General features: G+C 43.4%; 17 protein-coding genes. 9 read left to right on the top strand and 8 right to left on the bottom strand.

The annotated features are described in order from the left end of the window. Positions 1 to 201: 201 nt before the first annotated feature. On the bottom strand, positions 202 to 1,134 hold the full coding sequence (locus tag GYY70_RS11820) for a LysR family transcriptional regulator (protein WP_084548552.1): 933 nt from the start codon (positions 1,132 to 1,134) through the stop codon (positions 202 to 204). A 300-nt stretch (positions 1,135 to 1,434) separates the two neighbouring features. On the opposite strand from GYY70_RS11820, the gene metE reads away from it, so the two are divergent. Then, positions 1,435 to 3,708 (top strand): 5-methyltetrahydropteroyltriglutamate--homocysteine S-methyltransferase, encoded by a 2,274-nt coding sequence (metE, locus tag GYY70_RS11815; protein WP_174832509.1) that lies wholly within the window; start codon positions 1,435 to 1,437, stop codon positions 3,706 to 3,708. A gap of 357 nt (positions 3,709 to 4,065) precedes the next feature. On the opposite strand, the gene GYY70_RS11810 is transcribed toward metE, so the two are convergent. Beyond that, positions 4,066 to 4,938, bottom strand: coding sequence for a LysR family transcriptional regulator (locus GYY70_RS11810; RefSeq protein WP_172396999.1), 873 nt, complete (start codon positions 4,936 to 4,938; stop codon positions 4,066 to 4,068). A 120-nt stretch (positions 4,939 to 5,058) separates the two neighbouring features. On the opposite strand from GYY70_RS11810, the gene GYY70_RS11805 reads away from it, so the two are divergent. After that, positions 5,059 to 5,718, top strand: a complete 660-nt coding sequence (locus GYY70_RS11805) for an NADPH-dependent F420 reductase (RefSeq protein ID WP_174832508.1) — start codon at positions 5,059 to 5,061, stop codon at positions 5,716 to 5,718. Between the two features lie 293 nt (positions 5,719 to 6,011). Here the strand turns inward: GYY70_RS11805 and GYY70_RS11800 are convergent, their stop codons facing one another. The 3 genes from GYY70_RS11800 to bioH are packed head-to-tail and all read right to left on the bottom strand — an operon-like array spanning position 6,012 to position 8,475. Continuing rightward, positions 6,012 to 6,902, bottom strand: coding sequence for a patatin-like phospholipase family protein (locus GYY70_RS11800; RefSeq protein ID WP_037392056.1), 891 nt, complete (start codon positions 6,900 to 6,902; stop codon positions 6,012 to 6,014). A 23-nt stretch (positions 6,903 to 6,925) separates the two neighbouring features. After that, entirely contained in the window at positions 6,926 to 7,726 is an 801-nt protein-coding gene (locus GYY70_RS11795) for a methyltransferase domain-containing protein (RefSeq protein WP_174832507.1), read from the bottom strand. Further along, the gene (bioH, locus tag GYY70_RS11790; RefSeq protein ID WP_174832504.1) at positions 7,723 to 8,475 is read right to left on the bottom strand and encodes a pimeloyl-ACP methyl ester esterase BioH; all 753 of its coding nucleotides are present in this window, start codon (positions 8,473 to 8,475) and stop codon (positions 7,723 to 7,725) included. The genes GYY70_RS11795 and bioH overlap by 4 nt, the downstream gene beginning before the upstream one ends. Here bioH and GYY70_RS12200 point away from each other — a divergent pair. From GYY70_RS12200 to GYY70_RS11755, 7 genes are all read left to right on the top strand, one after another. Next, entirely contained in the window at positions 8,474 to 9,184 is a 711-nt protein-coding gene (locus tag GYY70_RS12200) for a ComF family protein (protein WP_238791959.1), read from the top strand. The genes bioH and GYY70_RS12200 overlap by 2 nt on opposite strands. 328 nt (positions 9,185 to 9,512) lie before the next feature. After that, positions 9,513 to 10,262 carry a septal ring lytic transglycosylase RlpA family protein gene (locus GYY70_RS11780; RefSeq protein ID WP_269146745.1) on the top strand — a complete coding sequence of 250 codons (750 nt, stop codon included), beginning with the start codon at positions 9,513 to 9,515 and terminating at the stop codon, positions 10,260 to 10,262. A gap of 77 nt (positions 10,263 to 10,339) precedes the next feature. Next, positions 10,340 to 10,921 (top strand): Holliday junction branch migration protein RuvA, encoded by a 582-nt coding sequence (gene ruvA / locus GYY70_RS11775; RefSeq protein WP_025331789.1) that lies wholly within the window; start codon positions 10,340 to 10,342, stop codon positions 10,919 to 10,921. Positions 10,922 to 10,964: 43 nt separating this feature from the next. Then, on the top strand, positions 10,965 to 11,516 hold the full coding sequence (locus tag GYY70_RS11770) for a 5'-3'-deoxyribonucleotidase (RefSeq protein ID WP_100126044.1): 552 nt from the start codon (positions 10,965 to 10,967) through the stop codon (positions 11,514 to 11,516). Between the two features lie 44 nt (positions 11,517 to 11,560). After that, positions 11,561 to 12,175: a Type 1 glutamine amidotransferase-like domain-containing protein gene (locus GYY70_RS11765; protein WP_174832502.1), complete on the top strand. Its 615-nt coding sequence runs from the start codon at positions 11,561 to 11,563 to the stop codon at positions 12,173 to 12,175. A gap of 215 nt (positions 12,176 to 12,390) precedes the next feature. Beyond that, entirely contained in the window at positions 12,391 to 13,686 is a 1,296-nt protein-coding gene (gene ftsY, locus GYY70_RS11760; RefSeq protein ID WP_174832500.1) for a signal recognition particle-docking protein FtsY, read from the top strand. A 220-nt stretch (positions 13,687 to 13,906) separates the two neighbouring features. Then, the gene (locus tag GYY70_RS11755) at positions 13,907 to 14,440 is read left to right on the top strand and encodes a hypothetical protein (protein ID WP_174832499.1); all 534 of its coding nucleotides are present in this window, start codon (positions 13,907 to 13,909) and stop codon (positions 14,438 to 14,440) included. A gap of 34 nt (positions 14,441 to 14,474) precedes the next feature. On the opposite strand, the gene GYY70_RS11750 is transcribed toward GYY70_RS11755, so the two are convergent. The 3 genes from GYY70_RS11750 to GYY70_RS11740 form a co-directional block, all read right to left on the bottom strand. After that, complete coding sequence (locus tag GYY70_RS11750) at positions 14,475 to 15,593, bottom strand: 5-methylcytosine-specific restriction endonuclease system specificity protein McrC (protein ID WP_174832497.1); 1,119 nt, start codon at positions 15,591 to 15,593, stop codon at positions 14,475 to 14,477. A 13-nt stretch (positions 15,594 to 15,606) separates the two neighbouring features. Continuing rightward, positions 15,607 to 17,310: an AAA family ATPase gene (locus GYY70_RS11745; RefSeq protein WP_174832495.1), complete on the bottom strand. Its 1,704-nt coding sequence runs from the start codon at positions 17,308 to 17,310 to the stop codon at positions 15,607 to 15,609. 304 nt (positions 17,311 to 17,614) lie between these two features. Beyond that, the gene (locus GYY70_RS11740) at positions 17,615 to 19,714 is read right to left on the bottom strand and encodes a M3 family metallopeptidase (RefSeq protein ID WP_174832492.1); all 2,100 of its coding nucleotides are present in this window, start codon (positions 19,712 to 19,714) and stop codon (positions 17,615 to 17,617) included. Positions 19,715 to 19,782 lie beyond the last annotated feature (68 nt).

Here is a 19,782-nt window from a genome sequence, read left to right as displayed (position 1 = left end):
AAAATATGCTTATGGCTTATTTTATGGTATTTATGCAGCACAAGAAGATTTATCTGACATCTGTACAAACTGAGCTTAAGCAGGACAATGGATGTTGCGTAAAATTCTGGCTGACGATACCAAACAAGAGCAGAGCAAAATATCAGCGCTTTGCCGAATATCTGCCCTGCTCTTTTAATAAATCAGATTGCCGGTTGCAGACTAGTCCGGCGTGCTGAGCGGGCTGAGTCCGGGTAAGTCGGCAAAGCTGCGTTCGCGCACAATCTGGCAGAAATTATCCAGATAGCTTTTATTACTGTCTGTTTCGCGCATGGCGGCATACAATTCACTTTGCAGCGGTATATCGCCAATCTGCCGTGCTACTACATAGCCTTTTTCCAGATACGGCATAACCGTCCAGTAAGGCAAAGCAGCAATGCCGCGCCGGCTGGAAACCAGTTGAATAATAGCTATCGTCAGTTCACTGTTACGCCGTGCCGGCTGTACCCCTGCCGGTTTTAAAACCTTACGCAGTAAATCCAGCATATCATCCGGTACCGGATAGGTGATCAGTGTTTCATTCTCAAAATCCTGAGCCTGCCATACACTTTTAGCCGCCAGCGGGTGATCCTTCGCGCAAATGCCGACCATTTCATAGGCAAACAATGGCTGAAAAATAATCCCCGGCTGCGGAGCATATTCGGATACGATTGCCAGATCTGCACGGTGAGTCAGCAATAACCCGACCGGATCGGCCTGAAAGCCGGAAACAATATCCAGCTCTACTTTAGGCCACAGCGCCCGGAAAGCATCCATGGCCGGCATCAGCCAGTCAAAGCAGGTATGGCACTCTACCGCTACCCTCAGCTCCCCTGCCTCACCTTCAATTATCTGCGCCATATCCAGCTCTGCTACTGTAACCAGCGGCGTGATTTCTCGTGCCAGCTGTAGCAGCCGCACACCTACCGGAGTAAAGTGAATCGGGTTGGATTTACGTTCAAACAGGGGGGTACCATAAAACTGTTCCAGAACACGAATCTGGTGTGAAAGTGCAGACTGGGTCAGAAAAACCCTTTTTGCCGCCATCGATACGCTGCCGGTTTCTTCCAGAGCCAGCAAAGTGCGCAGATGGCGCAGTTCAATAATCGACTCCATGTTTTCCGCCTTTGATGAGTATTTTTAACTGCTAATTCAAGTTAAAAAATTCATAAACAGCCAGACTGCTTATAAATATCATTTATATGAATAGAACAATAACTACCTTACTGATAGCCAGTTATCTATTTACAAACCGGACACCTGTATACCATATCATACTCTTGGATTACACTAGTCTGAAATATAGTATTAAAAAAATTCATACAGAACTGCAAAATTTATCGCTTGTCGTAATGTCATAACTCACGCACACTGGCCGTTATTGAAATCCATCATTCGTAATAGGGAGAAACAAATATGAATACATTCCATCTGTCTGGTTATCCGCGTGTTGGTGCTAAGCGTGAATTAAAATTTGCCGTTGAAGCATTCTGGAAAGGCGCAAAAAGCGAAGCCGAGCTGCGCCAGACAGCGGCAGATATCCGCCAGAAAAACTGGGCAACCCAGATTGCCGCTGGTGCCGATCTGCTGCCGGTAGGTGATTTTTCATATTACGACCACGTACTGGATACGCTGTGTGCACTGGGCGCCATTCCGGCACGTTTTGGTTTTGACGCAGATAAACTGACCCTGTCTCAGTATTTTGAACTGGCACGCGGTAATGCCAGTCAGGTAGCAATGGAAATGACCAAATGGTTTGATACCAACTACCACTATATCGTACCTGAATGGCATCAGAACACCAGTTTTAAGGCCAATGCAGCCAGTCTGATTGCCCAGACAGAAGAAGCTAAAGCCACCGGACATGATATTAAACCTACACTGGTGGGTCCGCTTACTCTGTTGTGGCTGGGTAAAGAAAAAGATGCCGGTCATAATCGTCTGGAATTATTGCCGCGTCTGCTGCCTGAATATCAGAAACTGTTACGTGAACTGGCCAATGCCGGTGTTGACTGGATTCAGATTGACGAACCGATTCTTGCTGTAGATATTGCCCGTGAGTGGCTGGATGCCTTTGCTCCTACTTATCAGGAGCTGGCGATTACCGGTACCCGTATTATTATCGGCACCTATTTTGGCAGCGTTGCCGAACATATTAATCTGCTTAAAAACCTGCCGGTTAACGGTGTACATATTGATTGTGTGCGTGCACCTGAGCAACTGGCTGAATTTGCCAATGCATGGCCGGAAAATAAAGTATTGTCGGTTGGTCTGATCGACGGACGTAACGTATGGCGCGCCAATCTGCGTGAAGTGATAGAACTGCTGGCACCGGTAGCTACCCAGCTGGGTAATAATTTATGGATTGCGCCGAGCTGCTCACTGTTGCACAGTCCGCAGGATTTAAGTGTAGAGGAGAAACTTAACCCTGAAATCAGAAACTGGCTTGCCTTTGCTGCCCAGAAACTACAGGAACTGGGTATCATCAAACAGGCACTGGCACACGGTAAAGATTCCGTACAGGAAGCTCTTGCCGCTTCTGATGCTGCGGCTGCCGGACGCAAAACCAGTAAACTGATTCATAATGATAAGGTTGCACAGCGCGTAGCCAGCCTGCGCGAACATGCCGACCAGCGCCATAGCCCGTTTGCACAACGGATTGAAAAACAACAGCAATGGATGAATCTGCCTTTGCTGCCAACCACCACTATCGGTTCATTTCCACAGACACAGGAAATTCGTCAGGCACGCGCCGCCTTTAAAAAGGGTGAACTGAGCGCTGCCGATTACGAAGCGGCCATGAAAAAAGACATTGCCTACTGTGTTGAGCAGCAGGAACAGCTGGATATCGATGTACTGGTACATGGTGAAGCTGAGCGCAATGATATGGTTGAATACTTTGGTGAACAGCTGGATGGTTACTGCTTTACTCAGTATGGCTGGGTACAGAGCTATGGTTCCCGCTGTGTTAAACCACCGATTATTTTTGGTGATGTGGCACGCCCGAAAGCCATGACTGTTGCCTGGTCTTCTTATGCACAATCTCTGACCAAACGCCCGATGAAAGGTATGCTTACCGGACCGGTAACCATGATGAAATGGAGTTTTGTACGCAACGATGTACCATTAAGTCTGGTGTGCAAACAGATTGCGCTGGCACTGAACGACGAAGTACTGGATCTGGAAAAAGCCGGTATTCGTGTTATTCAGATTGATGAGCCGGCCATTCGTGAAGCCTTGCCGCTGAAACGTGCGCAATGGGATGAATATCTGGCCTGGGCATGTGAATCATTCCGCCTCACTTCCACTGATGCGGATGACAGCACTCAGATTCATACACATATGTGCTATTCTGAATTTAATGATATTCTGCCGGCTATTGCCAGTATGGATGCTGATGTAATTACCATTGAAACTTCCCGTTCTGATATGGAATTACTGGATGCTTTTGTTAAATTCAGCTATCCGAATGATATCGGCCCCGGTGTATATGATATCCACAGCCCGCGTGTGCCTACTGAAGCCGAAGTCGAACATCTGTTGCGTAAAGCACTGAAAGTCATTGATCAGCGTCGGTTGTGGGTAAATCCGGATTGTGGACTGAAAACACGCGGATGGCCGGAAACCAAAGCAGCGCTGGAAGTTATGGTTAATGTAACCAAAAAACTGCGTGCAGAATTAACTGCATAATTCAGATTTAGCTTAACACACCGCCCCGGTTTGCCGGGGCGGTTTTCTATGCTCGATTGGTAGAATATCCCAATAATATTAAATTAATCTGGATGCTAAATCAGTTATTTGTATCTTCTTATGTTACTGATTATTTATCTTCGTTTCATTTATAAAAAAACAATTCTAGCTTAAGAAATTTCTTAAATGCAGGGCAATAAATATAAAAATTAGGTTTAACTGATATAGAGGATATACAGATATCAATAAAGCAATACCAGATGAATCAATCATTAAAATATCGATAAAACCAATTTGTAAATTGTGAAGTTAGATATATTCATTTTGATATTGCTGATATAACACAGATAGCAGCAACTAAGACATAGCATTAACCACAAATTCAATAAAAATATTGTGTTTTGACGGCCGTTGTCTGTCGGCTGTATAAAGCAGATGTACTTCTTTTTCCGGTGGTAAAAAATCTTGTAATATGGGGAGTAACTTATTTTGTCTGATGGCATCGCTAAGCATGGATTCGGGCAACATAGTAATACCCAGTCCTTCAATTGCGGCTTTTGCTAATACCAGAGTCTCATTGCTTTGTAATGAACCTGATATAGAAATGTTAACTTTTTTTCCATTTATCATAAATGGCCAAAGGTAATCATTTTTATTTGGATTCATATACTGATAAATAAGACAATTGTGCTTCTCTAAATCCTTTGGTACAGACGGAACACCATGCTGAGCCAGATAAGAGGGAGAAGCAGCAAAAGTGAGTTGATAGGGTTTTAATTTTCGCGCAATTAAACCTGAATCAGCTAACTGGCCAATACGAAACACAACATCAAAATTGTCTTGAACCAAATCTACATAGCGATCACTTAATTGAATATCAACTTCCACTTTGGGATAGCGTTTCATAAAATCGCTGATTACCGGTATTAAATTGTAATAACCATAGCTTACGGGAGCACTAATTCTTAAATTGCCTTTTGGCTCTTCACTGAATTGTTGTGCAAGTACTTTAGTTGCCTGGATTTCCGCTAAAATAGATAAGCATTTCGGGTAATATTGTTTGCCGAATTCAGTCAGATTTTGTGATCGTGTGGTTCGGTTAAGCAGTTTTAATCCTAAATAATTTTCTAAAAATGCTATGTATTTAGCAATCATTTGCGGTGATGTATTTAGTGAAACGGATGCTGCGGCAAAAGAACCGGTTTTTACGGTCAGAATAAATGCTTGCATACATCGGAATAAATTCATATTGCCAACTTTCAGTTGTTAATCAATCAATTTTATTTGTATTTATTGCCTTTTAATTTGTACTGATAATACAGCGCACTATTTAGAAAAGGAAATATTACGATGAAAAAGATTGGCATTATCGGAGCAGGATTTATCGGTCAGGCCTGGGCAAAGCTATTTATGCAGACAGGCTATCAAGTGATGGTGAGTAATTCCAGAGGGAAAAATACATTGTTCAGTGTGGCTAGCAGTATAGGCTGTGAAATTGGAAGTCAGGAAGAAGCTATTGAGTTTGCAGAAATTATTCTGATTGCTATTCCATTTAATAATTATCTGCAACTACCTGCTGAATCAATGAGTAATAAAATAATATTAGATACCATGAACTATTATCCCGATCGCGACGGGCACTGGCCGCAATTAGATAAGCGTGAAATTACAACCAGTGAGTTGGTTGCTCAGCATTTTTCGAAATCCAAAGTGGTTAAAGTTTTTAATGCGATTCTGGCAAGAGATGTTATTAAAGATGCCAGACCAAACGATAAATTAAACAGAAGAGCCATTCCTGTGGCAGGCAATGATTTAACTGCTAAACAAACTGTATTTAAAATATTGGATCAGGTCGGTTATGATTTTGTTGATGCCGGTCTGCTGTCTGATAGCTGGCGATTTGAGCGGGCTAAGCCTGCTTATTGTGTTCCGTTAAATATCCGGCAATTACAAGAGGCACTGGAGCAAGCTCAAAGAAATATTGATTTACCTGAAAATTCATGGAAATAAAAAAGTGAATGTTACTAAGATATAAACAGGCTTCATTATTCTGCTATTCTGATTGAATTTGGTAATTAAACAAATTAAAAAGCCCGTAATCATCGGGCTTTTTATGAGTTATATTTAATTCAGAAATAGTATTCGGCTAGCTTTTTTGCTATCTGCCAGTAATCTGTTCTATGGTTAAAATTCATTAAATCAGCGGTTATTCAATTTGCAATATTTTAATTAGTATTAACCAGAATAAAAACGCAGACTGCCACACAGGCAGTCTGCACAGATTACTCACTGTTTTATATGGTTTAGTTAACCTGATATTTCGCCAGTGCCGCACGAATTTGCGGTAAGGCTGCTCTGGCAGCCTGTTCACCCAGCCGGATAGCCTGAGTTTTCTGGTCAAAACCGCCTACTGTACCCAGTTTCTGTACCTGAGGACGGATTACGACCTGAGCTTTGCTCAGTTCGCTGTTCAGGGCTGATGCGCTCATGATATTCAGGCTCTGGTCAAGATAAGAAAAAAATCCCTGACTGGTCAGACGTGCCGGTTTAGCAGATATATCTACAGCAATAACTACATTGGCACCCAGCTGTTTGGCTGCTGTGACCGGTACCGGAGCAACCAGACCGCCATCGACAAAACTTTTATTGCCGATTACTGTGGGCTGAAAAACATTGGGTATACTGGCCGATGCGCGTACTGCCTGTCCGGCATTACCACTGTTGAAAACAGCCATGCGGCCGGTACCGAATTCGGTAGCCACTGCGCCGAAACGGATAGGAAACTGCTGAATCGGTTTATTGCGAACTTTATTGTTGATGTAATCCTGCAGTTTTTGTCCTTTGATAAAGCCGGATGTAGACAGTACCGGATCAACTAAATCGGTTTTATTCAGTATTTCAGCCTCAAGCTCCAGCCTGTCCGGACTCATACCGGAAGCATACATGCTGCCAACCAGCGCACCGGCACTGGTACCGGTAACAACCCGTACCGGAATATGGTTTTCCTGTAAGACTTTAATTACCCCTATATGTGCAAAGCCTTTAGAAACTCCGCCTCCAAGTGCCAGCCCGATAATAGCGCGTGGTTTGGCCGGAGCAGGAGGAGTAACCGGTGTGGTGTTTTTGCAGGCAGTGATGGTAACGAATGTAGTAATAATAAGTATGCTATTACGCAATAATGCCGAGAATTTCATATTATATTAATAATGTTCGGATTCTAAATTGTAGATGAGGGATAAAATTGTACTGGTGCTGTATTGTCGGGCAGTACCTGTTTTTTAACACCGTGTCCGTACACCAGCTCAAGTGTAACATTTTGAATATCATTGCTCTGCCATGCATTAGCCAGAATACGAACTGCATCGATTTCACTGTTAAATTGCAGACTTTGCCACAGTCCGGCTGTGCGCATGTCATCAATAAAGCGCTCTGCATTGGTGTATTGCAGAGTCAGCATATCCATGTCTGTTACCGGATCATAAAAACCGTGCTGAAACAACATGTCTCCAAGATCGTGCATATCGATCAGATTCGGTGTTTTCACTACTATACCCTCTGTACGCCAAAGTGTCATGACTTCTTTCAGGGTATCCGGACCAAAGTGGCTGAAAAAAAGCAAACCATCCGGTTTTAAAGCTCCGGCCCAGTTTCTGATAACAGCCACGGGATCATTCTGGTGAATCAGACCAAGGTTACTCCAGACCATATCAGCAGACTGGTTGCCGGGAAGCCGGTCGGAAACGGTTTGTGCAGGCAGATTGCTGTGGAGTTTCTGCCACCAGTTTTGCTTGGCTTTGCGAATAATCTGTGCTGCCTGTAAATAAGCCTCGCGACTGTCATACTCCTGAAAATGCGCATGCGGATAACGCATGCTGAGCAAACGGTAACTTTCATCACCGTCTGCTGCTGCGAGGATAATCTGTTCCGGCGGTTGTTTCAGAATACACAGACGTTCATCCAGCGTAGCGGCCAGATGTGCATGGAGAAACCAGTCTGGCTTGTGTGGCAGAGTTGTCATGTGTGTCGCTCCCAAAATTGGCACAGTGCACGGGCAAATTGATCAGGATGGCTTAAAAACGGTGTATGTGCAGCCTGTGGCAGGAGGCACCATTCGCTTTGCGGCAGCCGCTGATGAATGTATTCACCCATACGTGGCGGAGTAATGGCATCGCGATCACCATAAACCAGTAATACCGGACAGTTTATGCTAGTGAGTAAAGGGCGTAAATCAGCCTGTTCTAACGCATGCAAAGCCGCGTTAAGAGCAGCAGGCGGTCCATACTGACAAATAGCTGGTATCAGGCTGTTAACACTGGCTTGTACTGAAGTGTCTGCATACAGCATCTGTAATTGTAGAAACTGTTGCATGTATTTGGGATAATCTTCACGAAATTTATCGGCCATAATATTGAGGCTGGTACGTTTCAGTCCTTGCGGATAATCGCTGCCGGCCAGCAGTCTGACCAGACTGGCAGTCAGACACAGTGTGGCTACTTTCTCCGGATAGCGGGCAGCCAGAGTCAGTGCCACCATCCCGCCCAGTGACCAGCCAAGCAGATGTGCAGGAGCCGTAAGCTGTGCGGCCAGCTGGTCTGCAATACTGTCTATACTGAAATTGCCGTTAAACGGTGCACAACCATGCCCGGGCAGGTCCGGGGTATACCAGTTTTGTTGCCATGGGGCTGGCAGATATGCCTGTAAAGGGTCGAATATATGGTGGTTAGCGCCCCAGCCATGTATCAATAACGTTCGTGAAGGTGTGATCATGAGTATAACTTCATTGCTTACTTCATTCTGGCACGCCTGCATCGGCGCACCGCACTGTTTATTATGCCACGATTGTGCGGATGTCTCAGGTTTGTGCCGGGCATGCCGGCTAGATATGGCTGCTTTGCGGCGTTCTGATACTGATATCTGTCTGCGTTGCCGTGCCGGCGGGCTGACAGCCGGAGTGTGTGAACAGTGCGGCCAGAAGTGGCCTTTTACAACCTTATATGCCAGTTACCGTTATGCTGCACCATTACAGCAAATGCTGCGTGCATTTAAGCATCAGCGGCAGCTTGCTTTACTGGATACGCTGGCAGCACTGATGCTGGCACAGCCGCCGCAGTGGCTGGAGAAGGTAAAAATAGATGCTGTACTGGCTATGCCGCTGAGCCGTAGGCGCCTGTTTGAGCGTGGTTTCAATCAGAGCCAGTTACTGGCTGCAATCATTGCCAGACACTATACCTTGCCGGTAGTGACACCAGACTGGATAGAGCGTTGTCACCGGCCACCGCAATCAACTTTAAAAAAATCAGCACGTTTGCATAATGTACGCGGTGTATTTCGCCTTAATAGCGCAGTTAAAAAACGTAACTTGTTGTTAATAGATGATGTTGTGACCACCGGCGCAACAATTTTCGAATTGGCTCAGACCCTTAAGAAATCAGGTGTTGCGCAGGTTTATGTCTGGACACTCGCACATCCGGAATGAAAAAATCTTTGACAGACTGAAGTCTGTTTGGCATAGTGTCGCCCAGTTAAATAACTGATTCAATTGTTAACTGCATTACAACCAAGGCGATTTTGCCGGTTAGTAAGCAATTTTCAGAACCCGCCAGTGTGCTGTTTTAATCACCGCTGGTGTTTGTTCTTGCCAATTGAGGCACCAGCCTCTTCTGCCACATTTTAAAAGTGGCCGCCACTGTTTTTTGCTGTCTTAGTAGAAATTCAGTCTTTACCAGACTATGTATTGTTTACCCGCAAATGGTAATTGCGTGTCTGGTTTTTGCGTCTTTTACTCAAAGAAACGGAAATACGGTTTGATCAGAATTAAATTGTTATTTATTAGTGTTGCCATGGTACTTGGATTGAGTGCGGCATATGCCGGACCATCGGGTAATTTGTCTGCACCAGTTTATCATCCCAAAAAATCAGTATCTAATCTTACAGTAGTACCCGCAGAGCATCTGCATAAAACAGCTAATCTTAGCTATCAGGTAGCGGGCAAACGTTATTATCCGCTACAAAAAGTGGCCAGTTTCAGTCAGGTAGGTAAAGCTTCCTACTATGGCAAAAATTTTCATGGCCGTAAAACTTCATCAGGCGAGCGCTTTGACAGCCAGATGCTGACAGCCGCCCATCCGACTTTACCTATCCCCAGTTATGCACGGGTAACCAACCTGTCCAATGGAAAGACAGTGGTTGTGCGTATTAATGATCGCGGTCCCTTTCATGCTAACCGGGTAATGGATGTGTCCTATGCTGCCGCACAGCAGTTAGGGTTTGTACGTGCCGGTACTGCTCAGGTACGGGTAGAGCAGATTCTGCCCGGAGAGCGTCTGCAACCGGCAGGTACCAGTGGTAATATTTACGTGGATCTGCAGAAATTTGACAGTAAGGAGCAGGCTCAGAAATATCTGAAAACCACTTCACGTCATTTACAGAGTGCAGGAAGCGAACAGCAGGCTAAGCTTGTGAAAGTTCAAAACAGCTATGTTGTCCGCATGGGTCCGTTTAAACAGCAGCAGCGTGCCGATGAGGCCAAAAAATCAATGCTGACTGTATTGTAAAATTGCTCAAGCTCAGAAAAAAGCCCGTGATATGATGCACGGGCTTTTATATATCTGGCTGTTGGGAAGGGAATATCATGATTAGCCGTTTACGCGGAATCATATTGGAAAAAAATCCGCCGGTAGTGGTACTGGATGTTCATGGCGTAGGCTATGAAGCTCAGGTTTCCATGCAAACCTTTTATACTTTACCGGCCGCAGGTGAAGAAACTGCACTGTATACTCAGCTGGTCGTGCGTGAAGATGCTCATCTGCTATTTGGTTTCGGCTCCCGCGAAGAACGGGAAACATTCCGTGCATTAGTAAAGGTAAGCGGTATCGGAGCCAAAAGTGCTCTGGGTATTTTATCCGCACTGACCAGTGAGGAGCTGGCTGCTGCTATTGCTACTGAAGATATCAAACGCCTGACAGCTGCACCAGGCATCGGTAAAAAAACCGCCGAACGCATGGTACTGGAATTGCGTGGCAAACTTGCCGCCGCCAGTGATGATGCTACCGGTTTGTTTACACAGAATACAGCCGGCAATAACGAAGATATTATTAATACATTGCTTGCTTTAGGCTATACCGATAAAGAAGCCCGTACTGCCTGTAAAAATATACCGGCAGGTACGGATGTCAGTGAAGGTGTACGGCTGGCTTTAAAAAACATGCTATAAATTAATTTGCTTTATAATCATATACGCCACCACGGGAATTTGTATGGCATCTAAATTGATTTTGCTTGATCAGGATGGTGTTCTGGCCGACTTTGAGCAGGGAGTAAGACAACTATGGCAGCAAACCTATCAGCAACCGCTGCCCCTGACAGAACGCAGACATTTTTACCTGCGTGATGATATGGCTCCCGAATTTCACCGGCAACTGGCGCAAATTTATAGCAGTAAAGGTTTTTTTGCTTCATTACCGCCTATGCAGCATGGTATTTCAGCAGCTAAGCGCCTGCTGGAGGCCGGCCATGATGTGCGTATTTGTACCTCACCTATACAGGATTATCACTATTGTGTATCCGAAAAATTTGACTGGGTATGCCAGCATCTGGGTGAAGACTGGATGCAGCGCATAATTCTGGCCAAAGATAAAACCTGGGTGCGCGGCGATATTCTGATTGATGATAAACCCCAGATAAGCGGCAGTCTGGTGCCGCAATGGCAACACTGGATTTATGATCAACCCTATAATCGGCATCAGACTGAATTGTATCGGATAAACTGGGAACAACCGGAAACATGGTCTGAATTACTAAATAATTAAGTTCGGTGACCGGACTATATAAAACAGAGAGGCTGGAAACTACAATGCAAACGATTTTTTTAACATCTTATATTGCTGGAACCGGTCAAAAGCTAGCCGATTTTATGCAGAACAATAAAATTAACAGCAAGCGTGTTCTGTTTATTCCTACCGCAGGTAATGTTGAAGGCTACACAAAATATATAGATGAAGGTAAATCAGTATTAACACAGCTTGGATTGAAACTTGATTTACTGGATATCGCCACAGCGGATATCCGCCAGTCCCATACAGCTTTTTCGGCAGCAGAAATTATTTGCATAACCGGCGGTAATACATTTTATTTATTGCAGGAACTGAAAAGAAAAAATCTTGACCGGCTGCTTGCTCAAAGAATTGCTGAAGGCTGCGTTTATATTGGCGAATCTGCCGGTGCAATTATTCTGGCAGCAGACATAGAATATAATAAAATAATGGATGACAGCAGCCTGGCTCCGGAACTGAACAATTATGCAGGTTTAAATTGCATCAATTTTTATCCTCTGCCGCATTATATTGATGAACCTTTTGTCCAGTCAGCCCGGCAAACCTATGCAGAATATAGTAAATGTTTGAATTTAGTAACTTTTAATAACTCTCAGGCTATTGTTGTTAATAATCATAATTATGTGGTGGTGTAAATTCAGAGCTGTAAATACGCAGCCAACCCAGTTTGTTCTGTCTGATTTTTAGCCTGTACAGAAGTACTTTAAGGCAAAACTATCTGAATAAAATAAATAATAGTATCGCAGCACGTTATCAAATAAACCTCTGTAAGCTACAATAGCACAATTATTCCAATGCCAAAGATCGGTTGTGATTCAGCTTTGGCCTTATATCGTATTCAGGAAAGCCCATGTTTGGATTTTTTAAACGAAAAAAAAATACTGAGCCAGTTGCTGAGCAGCCCGTACCGGCCCCTCACCAGCAGGAAAACTCAGAACAATTACAGAATATAGCTGATGATTCTGTTCAGACTGAAGTAATACCGCAGCCTGAACCGGCTATCAGTGATCCTGTTGCAGAAAAACCTGAGCAGGCAGCAACCGTTTCGGTTCAACCACAGACCGAAACAGAACAAGATATTATTGTACCCACAGCAGTAGATGAACCGGCAGCCATTGCTGTAACAGACGATACTGCCTCACCAGTTCAGACACCTGTCGCTAGTGAAAATACAGTTGTGATAGCTGCTGAGCCGGATACAGTGAGTGAGCAGACAGAAAAACCGGCTAAACTGAGCTGGACTGCACGACTAAAACAGGGGCTGAGCAAATCCCGTAATCAAATGGCCAAATCTCTGGCTTCTGTATTTGGCGGCGGTAAAATCGACGAAGATTTGTATGAAGAACTGGAAACCGTATTGCTTACCAGTGATATGGGAATTGAAGCCACAGAAAAACTGCTGGCGCAGGTGCGCCAGCGGGTTACCCTGAAAGGGCTGAAAAACGGAGATGAGCTGCGCAGTGCTCTGAAAGATGCTCTGTATGAATTACTGTTGCCGCTGGATCAGCCACTGATTTTACCGGATGATAAAAAGCCCTTTGTGATTATGATGGCCGGTGTGAATGGTGCCGGTAAAACTACCAGTATCGGTAAACTGGCGAAATATTTTCAAAGTCAGGGTAAAAGCGTGCTGCTGGCTGCCGGCGATACCTTTCGTGCAGCAGCCCGCGAACAATTGCAGCAATGGGGTGAACGCAATAATGTCACCGTGATTGCTCAGGCTTCCGGCGATTCAGCAGCAGTCTGTTATGATGCTCTGGAGGCGGCCAAAGCACGCGGTATTGATGTGGTACTGGCAGACACTGCCGGTCGCCTGCCTACTCAGCTGCATCTGATGGAAGAAATCAAGAAAGTAAAACGCGTCCTGCAAAAATCCTTGCCTGATGCTCCGCATGAAGTCATGCTGGTACTGGATGCCAATGTGGGTCAGAATGCTATCAATCAGGTTGTAGCCTTTGATGATGCGCTAGGATTAACCGGTCTGATTGTTTCCAAACTGGATGGTACTGCCAAAGGCGGTATTCTCGCGGCGCTGGCAGCCAAGCGACCGGTTCCGGTACGCTTTATCGGCGTGGGTGAAGGTATTGATGATTTACGCCCGTTTGATGCCCGGGCATTTGTAGATGCATTAATTGAGGATGAATAATAAAATGTCAGATAAAAGCCGGCTATAAGAATGAATAGACGGCTTTTTACTATTTCAGTATAAACTGATATTTTCGAGAAAGTATAATTATAGAAATAGCAGCCGGAACATTGAGCAGAATATATCAAAAATACTTTAAGAATTAATTAGTCTTACTATACAAAATTATTGACATTAAAATAAATTAATAAAGCAGCTGATTATTAAAGTGGAGATACAAATGGCAGAAAATGAAACTAGATTAAACAGCAATTTATTCAAACAATATCAGAAGTTTGGTTTCGATATAATGGAGTATCTGGCTGATTTTTTTGAAAAAGCGGAGTTAGAAGAAATTGATGAGCAGGCCGTAGACAGTGTAGATGGTTGTTATCAGCAACTAACTTTTCCTGATCAGTCTTCTATTCGTTATACTTCCTGGAATAATGGACAGCCGTTTTACATTATTTTATTTAACTCCCGTGATAATTATATTTTTCAACTGGATTTATCCAGACTGGTTTGTATCGAAGACAGATTTACCTGGTATCTGGCTAAGCCGGTTAATCAGGAGTCAAGAGAAGTGTTAGCAACACATCTGGACTTGGTACAGATTCCTTCTGATTATATAGCGTGGGTAAATCATCAGAAAATGATGTTAAAACAAGGTGAAAAGATTAATAAAGAAGGATTTTTACTGGCAGAAGATAGTAACTGGAAAGAATTAGTAGAAAAACTGGCAGCTCTTATTCAGGTATATCCAAAAAATACGTGATTGGCGGATAGGTAATCAGGGTAGATAATCTAAATTATTTATTATTGGTAGGTATACAATTACACTGACTTAATAAACGCAGAAGATTTTTTCTGATTAGTCTGGAATCTTCCTGTAAATTGATGGTAGAAAATCTGATTGTGTGGTTTTGAATAATGACATGTTCATTTATGTTTTCATCAATAGCCGGATACAGTAACATCCCGGTTGCATGACAAGATGGGGCATCAGTAGTGTTTTCCTGACTTCTCAGGTAGGCATAAAGCTGATAAATATGTTCACTTTTAAACTTTTTGTTATTATAAAAACTTGATTGCCGAATAATAGAGGTACATTTTGTATCGATAATCATACGATGCTGGCAGGCAGTGTGTTCAATAATTAAATCTGTTTGCATATTGGGCAGAAAATCTTCTATATGGTTACTTGCAAACTCCTGTTGCCAGGATAACCGTTTGCCGGAACTGATTTCCCAACTGCTGGCAGGCAGATTAACCCGGGCAAAGCCTATTGTAGCCTTTTCAAATAAACGTCGTAACCAAGTGTCAGTTTTTTTAATCTGTTCGGCCGACTGCACACCGGCCTGTTCTGTAGGGATAGCCAGCTTAAAAATAAGACGGCATAAGGTGAGTAAATATCTATCCTGTGTGCCGGCCCTATCAAAATAGTCGGCTCTGAAATCATAATGAGTTGACTGGCCTATTTTCAGCGTATTAAAGCGGCTGATAATTTTCTGACATTGTATTTTTAATTTTTTATTCTTTACAAGACGCAGTAAAGTGTGAGCGGCTGCATGAATATAGCGGTTTTTTGGTGTATCAATAGTTAAAACCTCAAACTGACATTGTATTCTGCCTTTTTCCAGTAAATGCTGTCGTACTGTAGCAAGAATATCTATTTTTCCTCTGACACGATTCAGTATTTGCGTCTGTTGTGTATATCCGCAGGATAATGATCGCATAAATCTTTTCTTGGCAGCCTCACAATACAATTCGGCAGCCAGCTTAATCATATCTTCAGGATTATTTTCCAGTTGAACCCGTTGCTGTTTACCCAGAGTCTGGTAAAAATCAGAAGCATAAAGTAACAGTAACCAAATATTTTTAATCGGTATCTTGGCTACTGTAGTACTGGTTTCCTGTTTATTAGACATATATATTTTTTAGTTAGTTGTTATTCATCGTTTTCGGCAATAATATTTTCTTAGCTTTTCCGACTTGATTGGGTTCATCAAACCAGTATTCTTTCAATAAAGGTATAATTTCAGTTTTAACGATATTGGTAAACCATTTATCAGCAGCATTATCATTTTCTATACGTTGACTGGTGGTCAGGTAGCTGTGTCCGATGGTAAATGCAGGACCAAGTGCTTGGTCAGCGCTAATTATTTTATTCAGCTTTTCAATACGCTTTTGCCATTCATTTAATTTTGTTTCTGAAATTCCTGATTTGTCTTTCATATATTCCAGCCACTCATTACCGAAATTTGGCTCTAGATCAAAAAATGCAAAGCGGCGCCGCAATGCAAAGTCAACCATAGCCAGAGAGCGGTCAGCGATATTCATGGTGCCAATGACATACAGATTATCCGGAATATAAAAGCCTTTTTCATTTCCATAGGTTAACTCCAATGCTTCCTGAGGATTACGTTTACTGGCTTCGAGCAGTGTTAACATTTCTCCAAAAATCTGTGCCGGATTTCCGCGATTGATTTCTTCAATAACAATCACATAGTTTTCGTCGGGATCATTTTCTGCCTGATTGGCTATATTAAGAAAAGGGCCGTCAACTAATTCAAGTTTGCCGTCGCTGGAAGGACGATAGCCCCGGATGAAATCCTCATAGGATGTATTCGGATGAAACTGGATTGCTTTAATATTTTTAGAATCACGATAGCCAACGATTACACTGGCCAATCGTTTTGCCAGCCAGGTTTTACCGGTACCGGGCGGTCCTTGTAAAATTATATTTTTCTTTTCTTTTAATTTTGTCTGAATACTTTCTAATTCATCTTTGCTGATAAAGCAGCCTTCTGCTATTAAACTATTGATAGTATAAGGTGTTTTAACTGTATTTGGCTCAATTTCTTCCTGAATATTGTTATTGGTTTTATTTTTAATATCACTATTATAATTTATTAATTTATATTTACCCCTACCAAAAAAATCTAGAATCTTTTTATCGCGTAAGTCCTGCATTACTCGGCTAATAGTTTGACTTATTGTATTATTGTTTGGATATTGGTTTTTCAGTAGTTGTTCATAATGCAACATAAACTGTTTTCGAGTAAAAATATTGCTTTTATTGTTATGACATAGTTCATAAATTAAATTTAGTACAGTTTGATACCATCCGGCATTATTAAGCTGCTGCTGATTTTGATTATTCATATCCGGCTCATAATTTGTATTATTAAAACGTTCCTGCCAATAAGGCATCTGACAAAATTGATCAATATCCTGAGGCTGATCATTAAAGGTGAAATTAATCAATTGTTCCGATTGCCAGTTGGTATCTTTATTTACCGGCCAGATGGTTTTCAGACTGGTGTAAAAATACCATTTTTTTTCAGGAGTAGATCTTTGCCAGCTGACTTTCAGAGATTTACCATCACCCGGATTTTCAATAACAGTACCGATGGCTTTAATTTGTGTTACTGGTACAGGATAGCCTTTGTTTTCGAAAGGCAGATCAGATATCTGAGGAGAGACGGATTTGATTGCTACCTGATCGCCGGCAGCTATCAAATGAATTTGCTCAATATCCTTCTTATTATTGCCGGCATATGTCCATTCATTATTACGAATAAAAATATCACTCCGGTTATCATTTGCCTCTAAAAACCAGTAGTTTTGCTTTGTATTATTCATTTTCCCCATCTTTGTAAATGATTACCGGTTGCTGATGAAGCATAGCACAGCAATTAAATTAATTAATATTAACTTTAAATGACATTAGATATGATTAATGTTAATCATAATAAAGTTTAAATACAAATTTTTTTGAAAATAACATTTATAGACAATAACAAACAGCCGCCGATAAAATAATTAGCTGTGATATATGCAGATGCCGGTAAGTTATCTTTTAATCTGAATGGTTATTATATTTTAGTTCAAGAAATTACCATAAAAACGCGATGTAATCATCGCGTTTTTTATTCTTTACTGAAACTCAGGCAGCTTCATGAAAGCCGCAGTGACGTAACAGTGCATCGATTTGCGGTTCACGGCCGCGGAATGCTTTAAAGGATTCCATAGCCGGACGGGAGCCGCCGACAGCAAGTACTTCGTGCCAGAAACGTTTGCCTGTTGCCGCTGTATTCGCTTCTTCTTCAAAAGCAGCATAAATATCCGCAGAAAGCACTTCTGCCCAGCTATAGCTGTAATAACCGGCTGAATAACCACCGGCAAAGATATGGCTGAAAGAATGAGCAAAGCGGTTAAAATCTGGCTGAGGCATCACGGCTACCCGGCGGCGTACTTCCAACAAGGTTTGCTGCCAGTCACAACCCGGATGGCTGTAGATTTCCATATCAAACTGAGCAAACTCCATCTGGCGCAGCATCCAAAGCCCGCTCTGGAAGTTTTTTGCAGCCAGCATTTTCTTATAAAGCTCCTCAGGCAGTACCGCGCCGGTATCCTGATGGCAGCTCATGCCGGCAAGCACATCATATTCCCAGACAAAGTTTTCCATAAACTGGCTGGGCATTTCTACAGCATCCCATTCCACGCCATTGATACCGGAAACTCCCAGTTCATCTACCTGAGTCAGCAGATGATGCAGACCATGACCGGTTTCGTGGAACAGAGTCAGGATTTCTTCGTGGCTCAGGCGTGCGGTATTGCCGGCTACAGGCGGCGTGAAATTGCACACCAGATACGCAATAGGTGTTTGCAGCTGGCCGGCATGATCGCCTGTTATAAAACGACGGCGGCCGCGGTAATCATTCATCCATGCACCACCGCGCTTACCGGCTCGTGCATACAGATCCATGTAGACGCCACCGATGATGGCCCCGCCCTGTTCAAGTTCGTAATAGCGAACATCAGGATGCCATACCGGTACCTGTTTTTCGATGAAATGAACGCCATACAATTTATCAATCTGGGCAAACAGACCTGCGAGAACGCGATCAGCCGGAAAATATTTTTTTACTTCAGTCTGGCTGAATGCATATTTAGCCTGACGCAGCTTTTCACTGGCATAGGTCATATCCCATGGCTGTAAATCATCCAGACCGAGATGTTCTCGTGCGTATGTTTTAACTTCAGCCAGATCTTTTTCAGCAAAAGGTTTGGCTCTGCTCGCCAGATCCTGAAGAAAGGTCATCACCTGTTGCGGTGTATCAGCCATTTTGGTTGCCAGCGATAATTCTGCATAGTTTTGGAAACCCAGTAACTGAGCTTCGCGTGCGGCAATCTGCAGAATCCGGTTGATATTGGCGGTATTATCCCATTTAGCCTCGCCAAGCTCACTGGCCCGGGTTGAATAGGCATGATACAGCTGCCGGCGCAGTTCGCGATTGTGGGCATATTGCATTACTGCCAGATAATGCGGCATTTGCAGCCCGATTTTATAGCCGGCTTTACCTTCTGCCTGTGCCGCTGCGGCAAACATGGCCAGTGCCTCTTCTGTTAATCCGCTGATTTCGCTATCCCGTGCAAAATCGGCATCTGTGCTGGTCTGACCGGATGTGTTTTCCTGACCAGCCAGTTCTGCGCCATTAGCAAAATACAATGCAAATGCATCAGTGGCGTCCAGAACATTCTGACTAAAGGCTGCGGAAAGCTGGGCACCTTCTGCCTGTAAGGCTGCAAACTCCGCCTGTTCCTGTTCCGGCAGCTCTGCTCCGCTGAGAACAAAATCTCTTAAATCATGGTTCAGTTTGGTTTGCTGTGCCGGGCTCAGCTGTGCATATTCTGCACTGGCTTTGATGCTTTTAAAGCGCTCATATAAGGCAATATCCTGACTGATCGCAGTAAAGAATTCGCTCACTTTAGGCATCAGTGCATTATAGGCCGCGCGTAACTCAGGTGTATCTGCCACACTGTTTAGATGGGCAACAACACTCCAGATACGACCGACACGTTCAGTAATACTGGTTAAAGCTTCTACGGTGTTATTCCAGCTGGCATCAGACTCAGCTTTCAAGGCGGTGATAGCGGCAGCAGCCTGCTGCATGGCTTCGGTCATTGCCGGCTCAATATCTGCAGCCTTAATGGCATCGAAACGGGGCTCACTATCCAGATTCAATAAAACATTTTCAGACATAGTATTCTCAAGAGAAAAATACCTGTAAATTTGCGGTTTTTCAGGTAAATCGGGTGGAAAGAGCAGGA

This window comes from Snodgrassella sp. ESL0324, assembly GCF_013344955.1.
GTDB lineage: Bacteria > Pseudomonadota > Gammaproteobacteria > Burkholderiales > Neisseriaceae > Snodgrassella > Snodgrassella alvi.
Note: the sequence above shows the minus strand (reverse complement) of the source record. Positions and strands in the feature narration are given on the sequence as shown.

What these genes read in the sequence shown, in the direction of transcription:
- GYY70_RS11820 (WP_084548552.1), bottom strand. Translation starts at nt 1,134, where the DNA reads ATGGAGTCGATTATTGAACTGCGCCATCTGCGCACTTTGCTGGCTCTG.
- metE (WP_174832509.1), top strand. Translation starts at nt 1,435, where the DNA reads ATGAATACATTCCATCTGTCTGGTTATCCGCGTGTTGGTGCTAAGCGT.
- GYY70_RS11810 (WP_172396999.1), bottom strand. Translation starts at nt 4,938, where the DNA reads ATGCAAGCATTTATTCTGACCGTAAAAACCGGTTCTTTTGCCGCAGCA.
- GYY70_RS11805 (WP_174832508.1), top strand. Translation starts at nt 5,059, where the DNA reads ATGAAAAAGATTGGCATTATCGGAGCAGGATTTATCGGTCAGGCCTGG.
- GYY70_RS11800 (WP_037392056.1), bottom strand. Translation starts at nt 6,902, where the DNA reads ATGAAATTCTCGGCATTATTGCGTAATAGCATACTTATTATTACTACA.
- GYY70_RS11795 (WP_174832507.1), bottom strand. Translation starts at nt 7,726, where the DNA reads ATGACAACTCTGCCACACAAGCCAGACTGGTTTCTCCATGCACATCTG.
- GYY70_RS12200 (WP_238791959.1), top strand. Translation starts at nt 8,474, where the DNA reads ATGAGTATAACTTCATTGCTTACTTCATTCTGGCACGCCTGCATCGGC.
- bioH (WP_174832504.1), bottom strand. Translation starts at nt 8,475, where the DNA reads ATGATCACACCTTCACGAACGTTATTGATACATGGCTGGGGCGCTAAC.
- ruvA (WP_025331789.1), top strand. Translation starts at nt 10,340, where the DNA reads ATGATTAGCCGTTTACGCGGAATCATATTGGAAAAAAATCCGCCGGTA.
- GYY70_RS11770 (WP_100126044.1), top strand. Translation starts at nt 10,965, where the DNA reads ATGGCATCTAAATTGATTTTGCTTGATCAGGATGGTGTTCTGGCCGAC.
- GYY70_RS11765 (WP_174832502.1), top strand. Translation starts at nt 11,561, where the DNA reads ATGCAAACGATTTTTTTAACATCTTATATTGCTGGAACCGGTCAAAAG.
- ftsY (WP_174832500.1), top strand. Translation starts at nt 12,391, where the DNA reads ATGTTTGGATTTTTTAAACGAAAAAAAAATACTGAGCCAGTTGCTGAG.
- GYY70_RS11755 (WP_174832499.1), top strand. Translation starts at nt 13,907, where the DNA reads ATGGCAGAAAATGAAACTAGATTAAACAGCAATTTATTCAAACAATAT.
- GYY70_RS11750 (WP_174832497.1), bottom strand. Translation starts at nt 15,593, where the DNA reads ATGTCTAATAAACAGGAAACCAGTACTACAGTAGCCAAGATACCGATT.
- GYY70_RS11745 (WP_174832495.1), bottom strand. Translation starts at nt 17,310, where the DNA reads ATGAATAATACAAAGCAAAACTACTGGTTTTTAGAGGCAAATGATAAC.
- GYY70_RS11740 (WP_174832492.1), bottom strand. Translation starts at nt 19,714, where the DNA reads ATGTCTGAAAATGTTTTATTGAATCTGGATAGTGAGCCCCGTTTCGAT.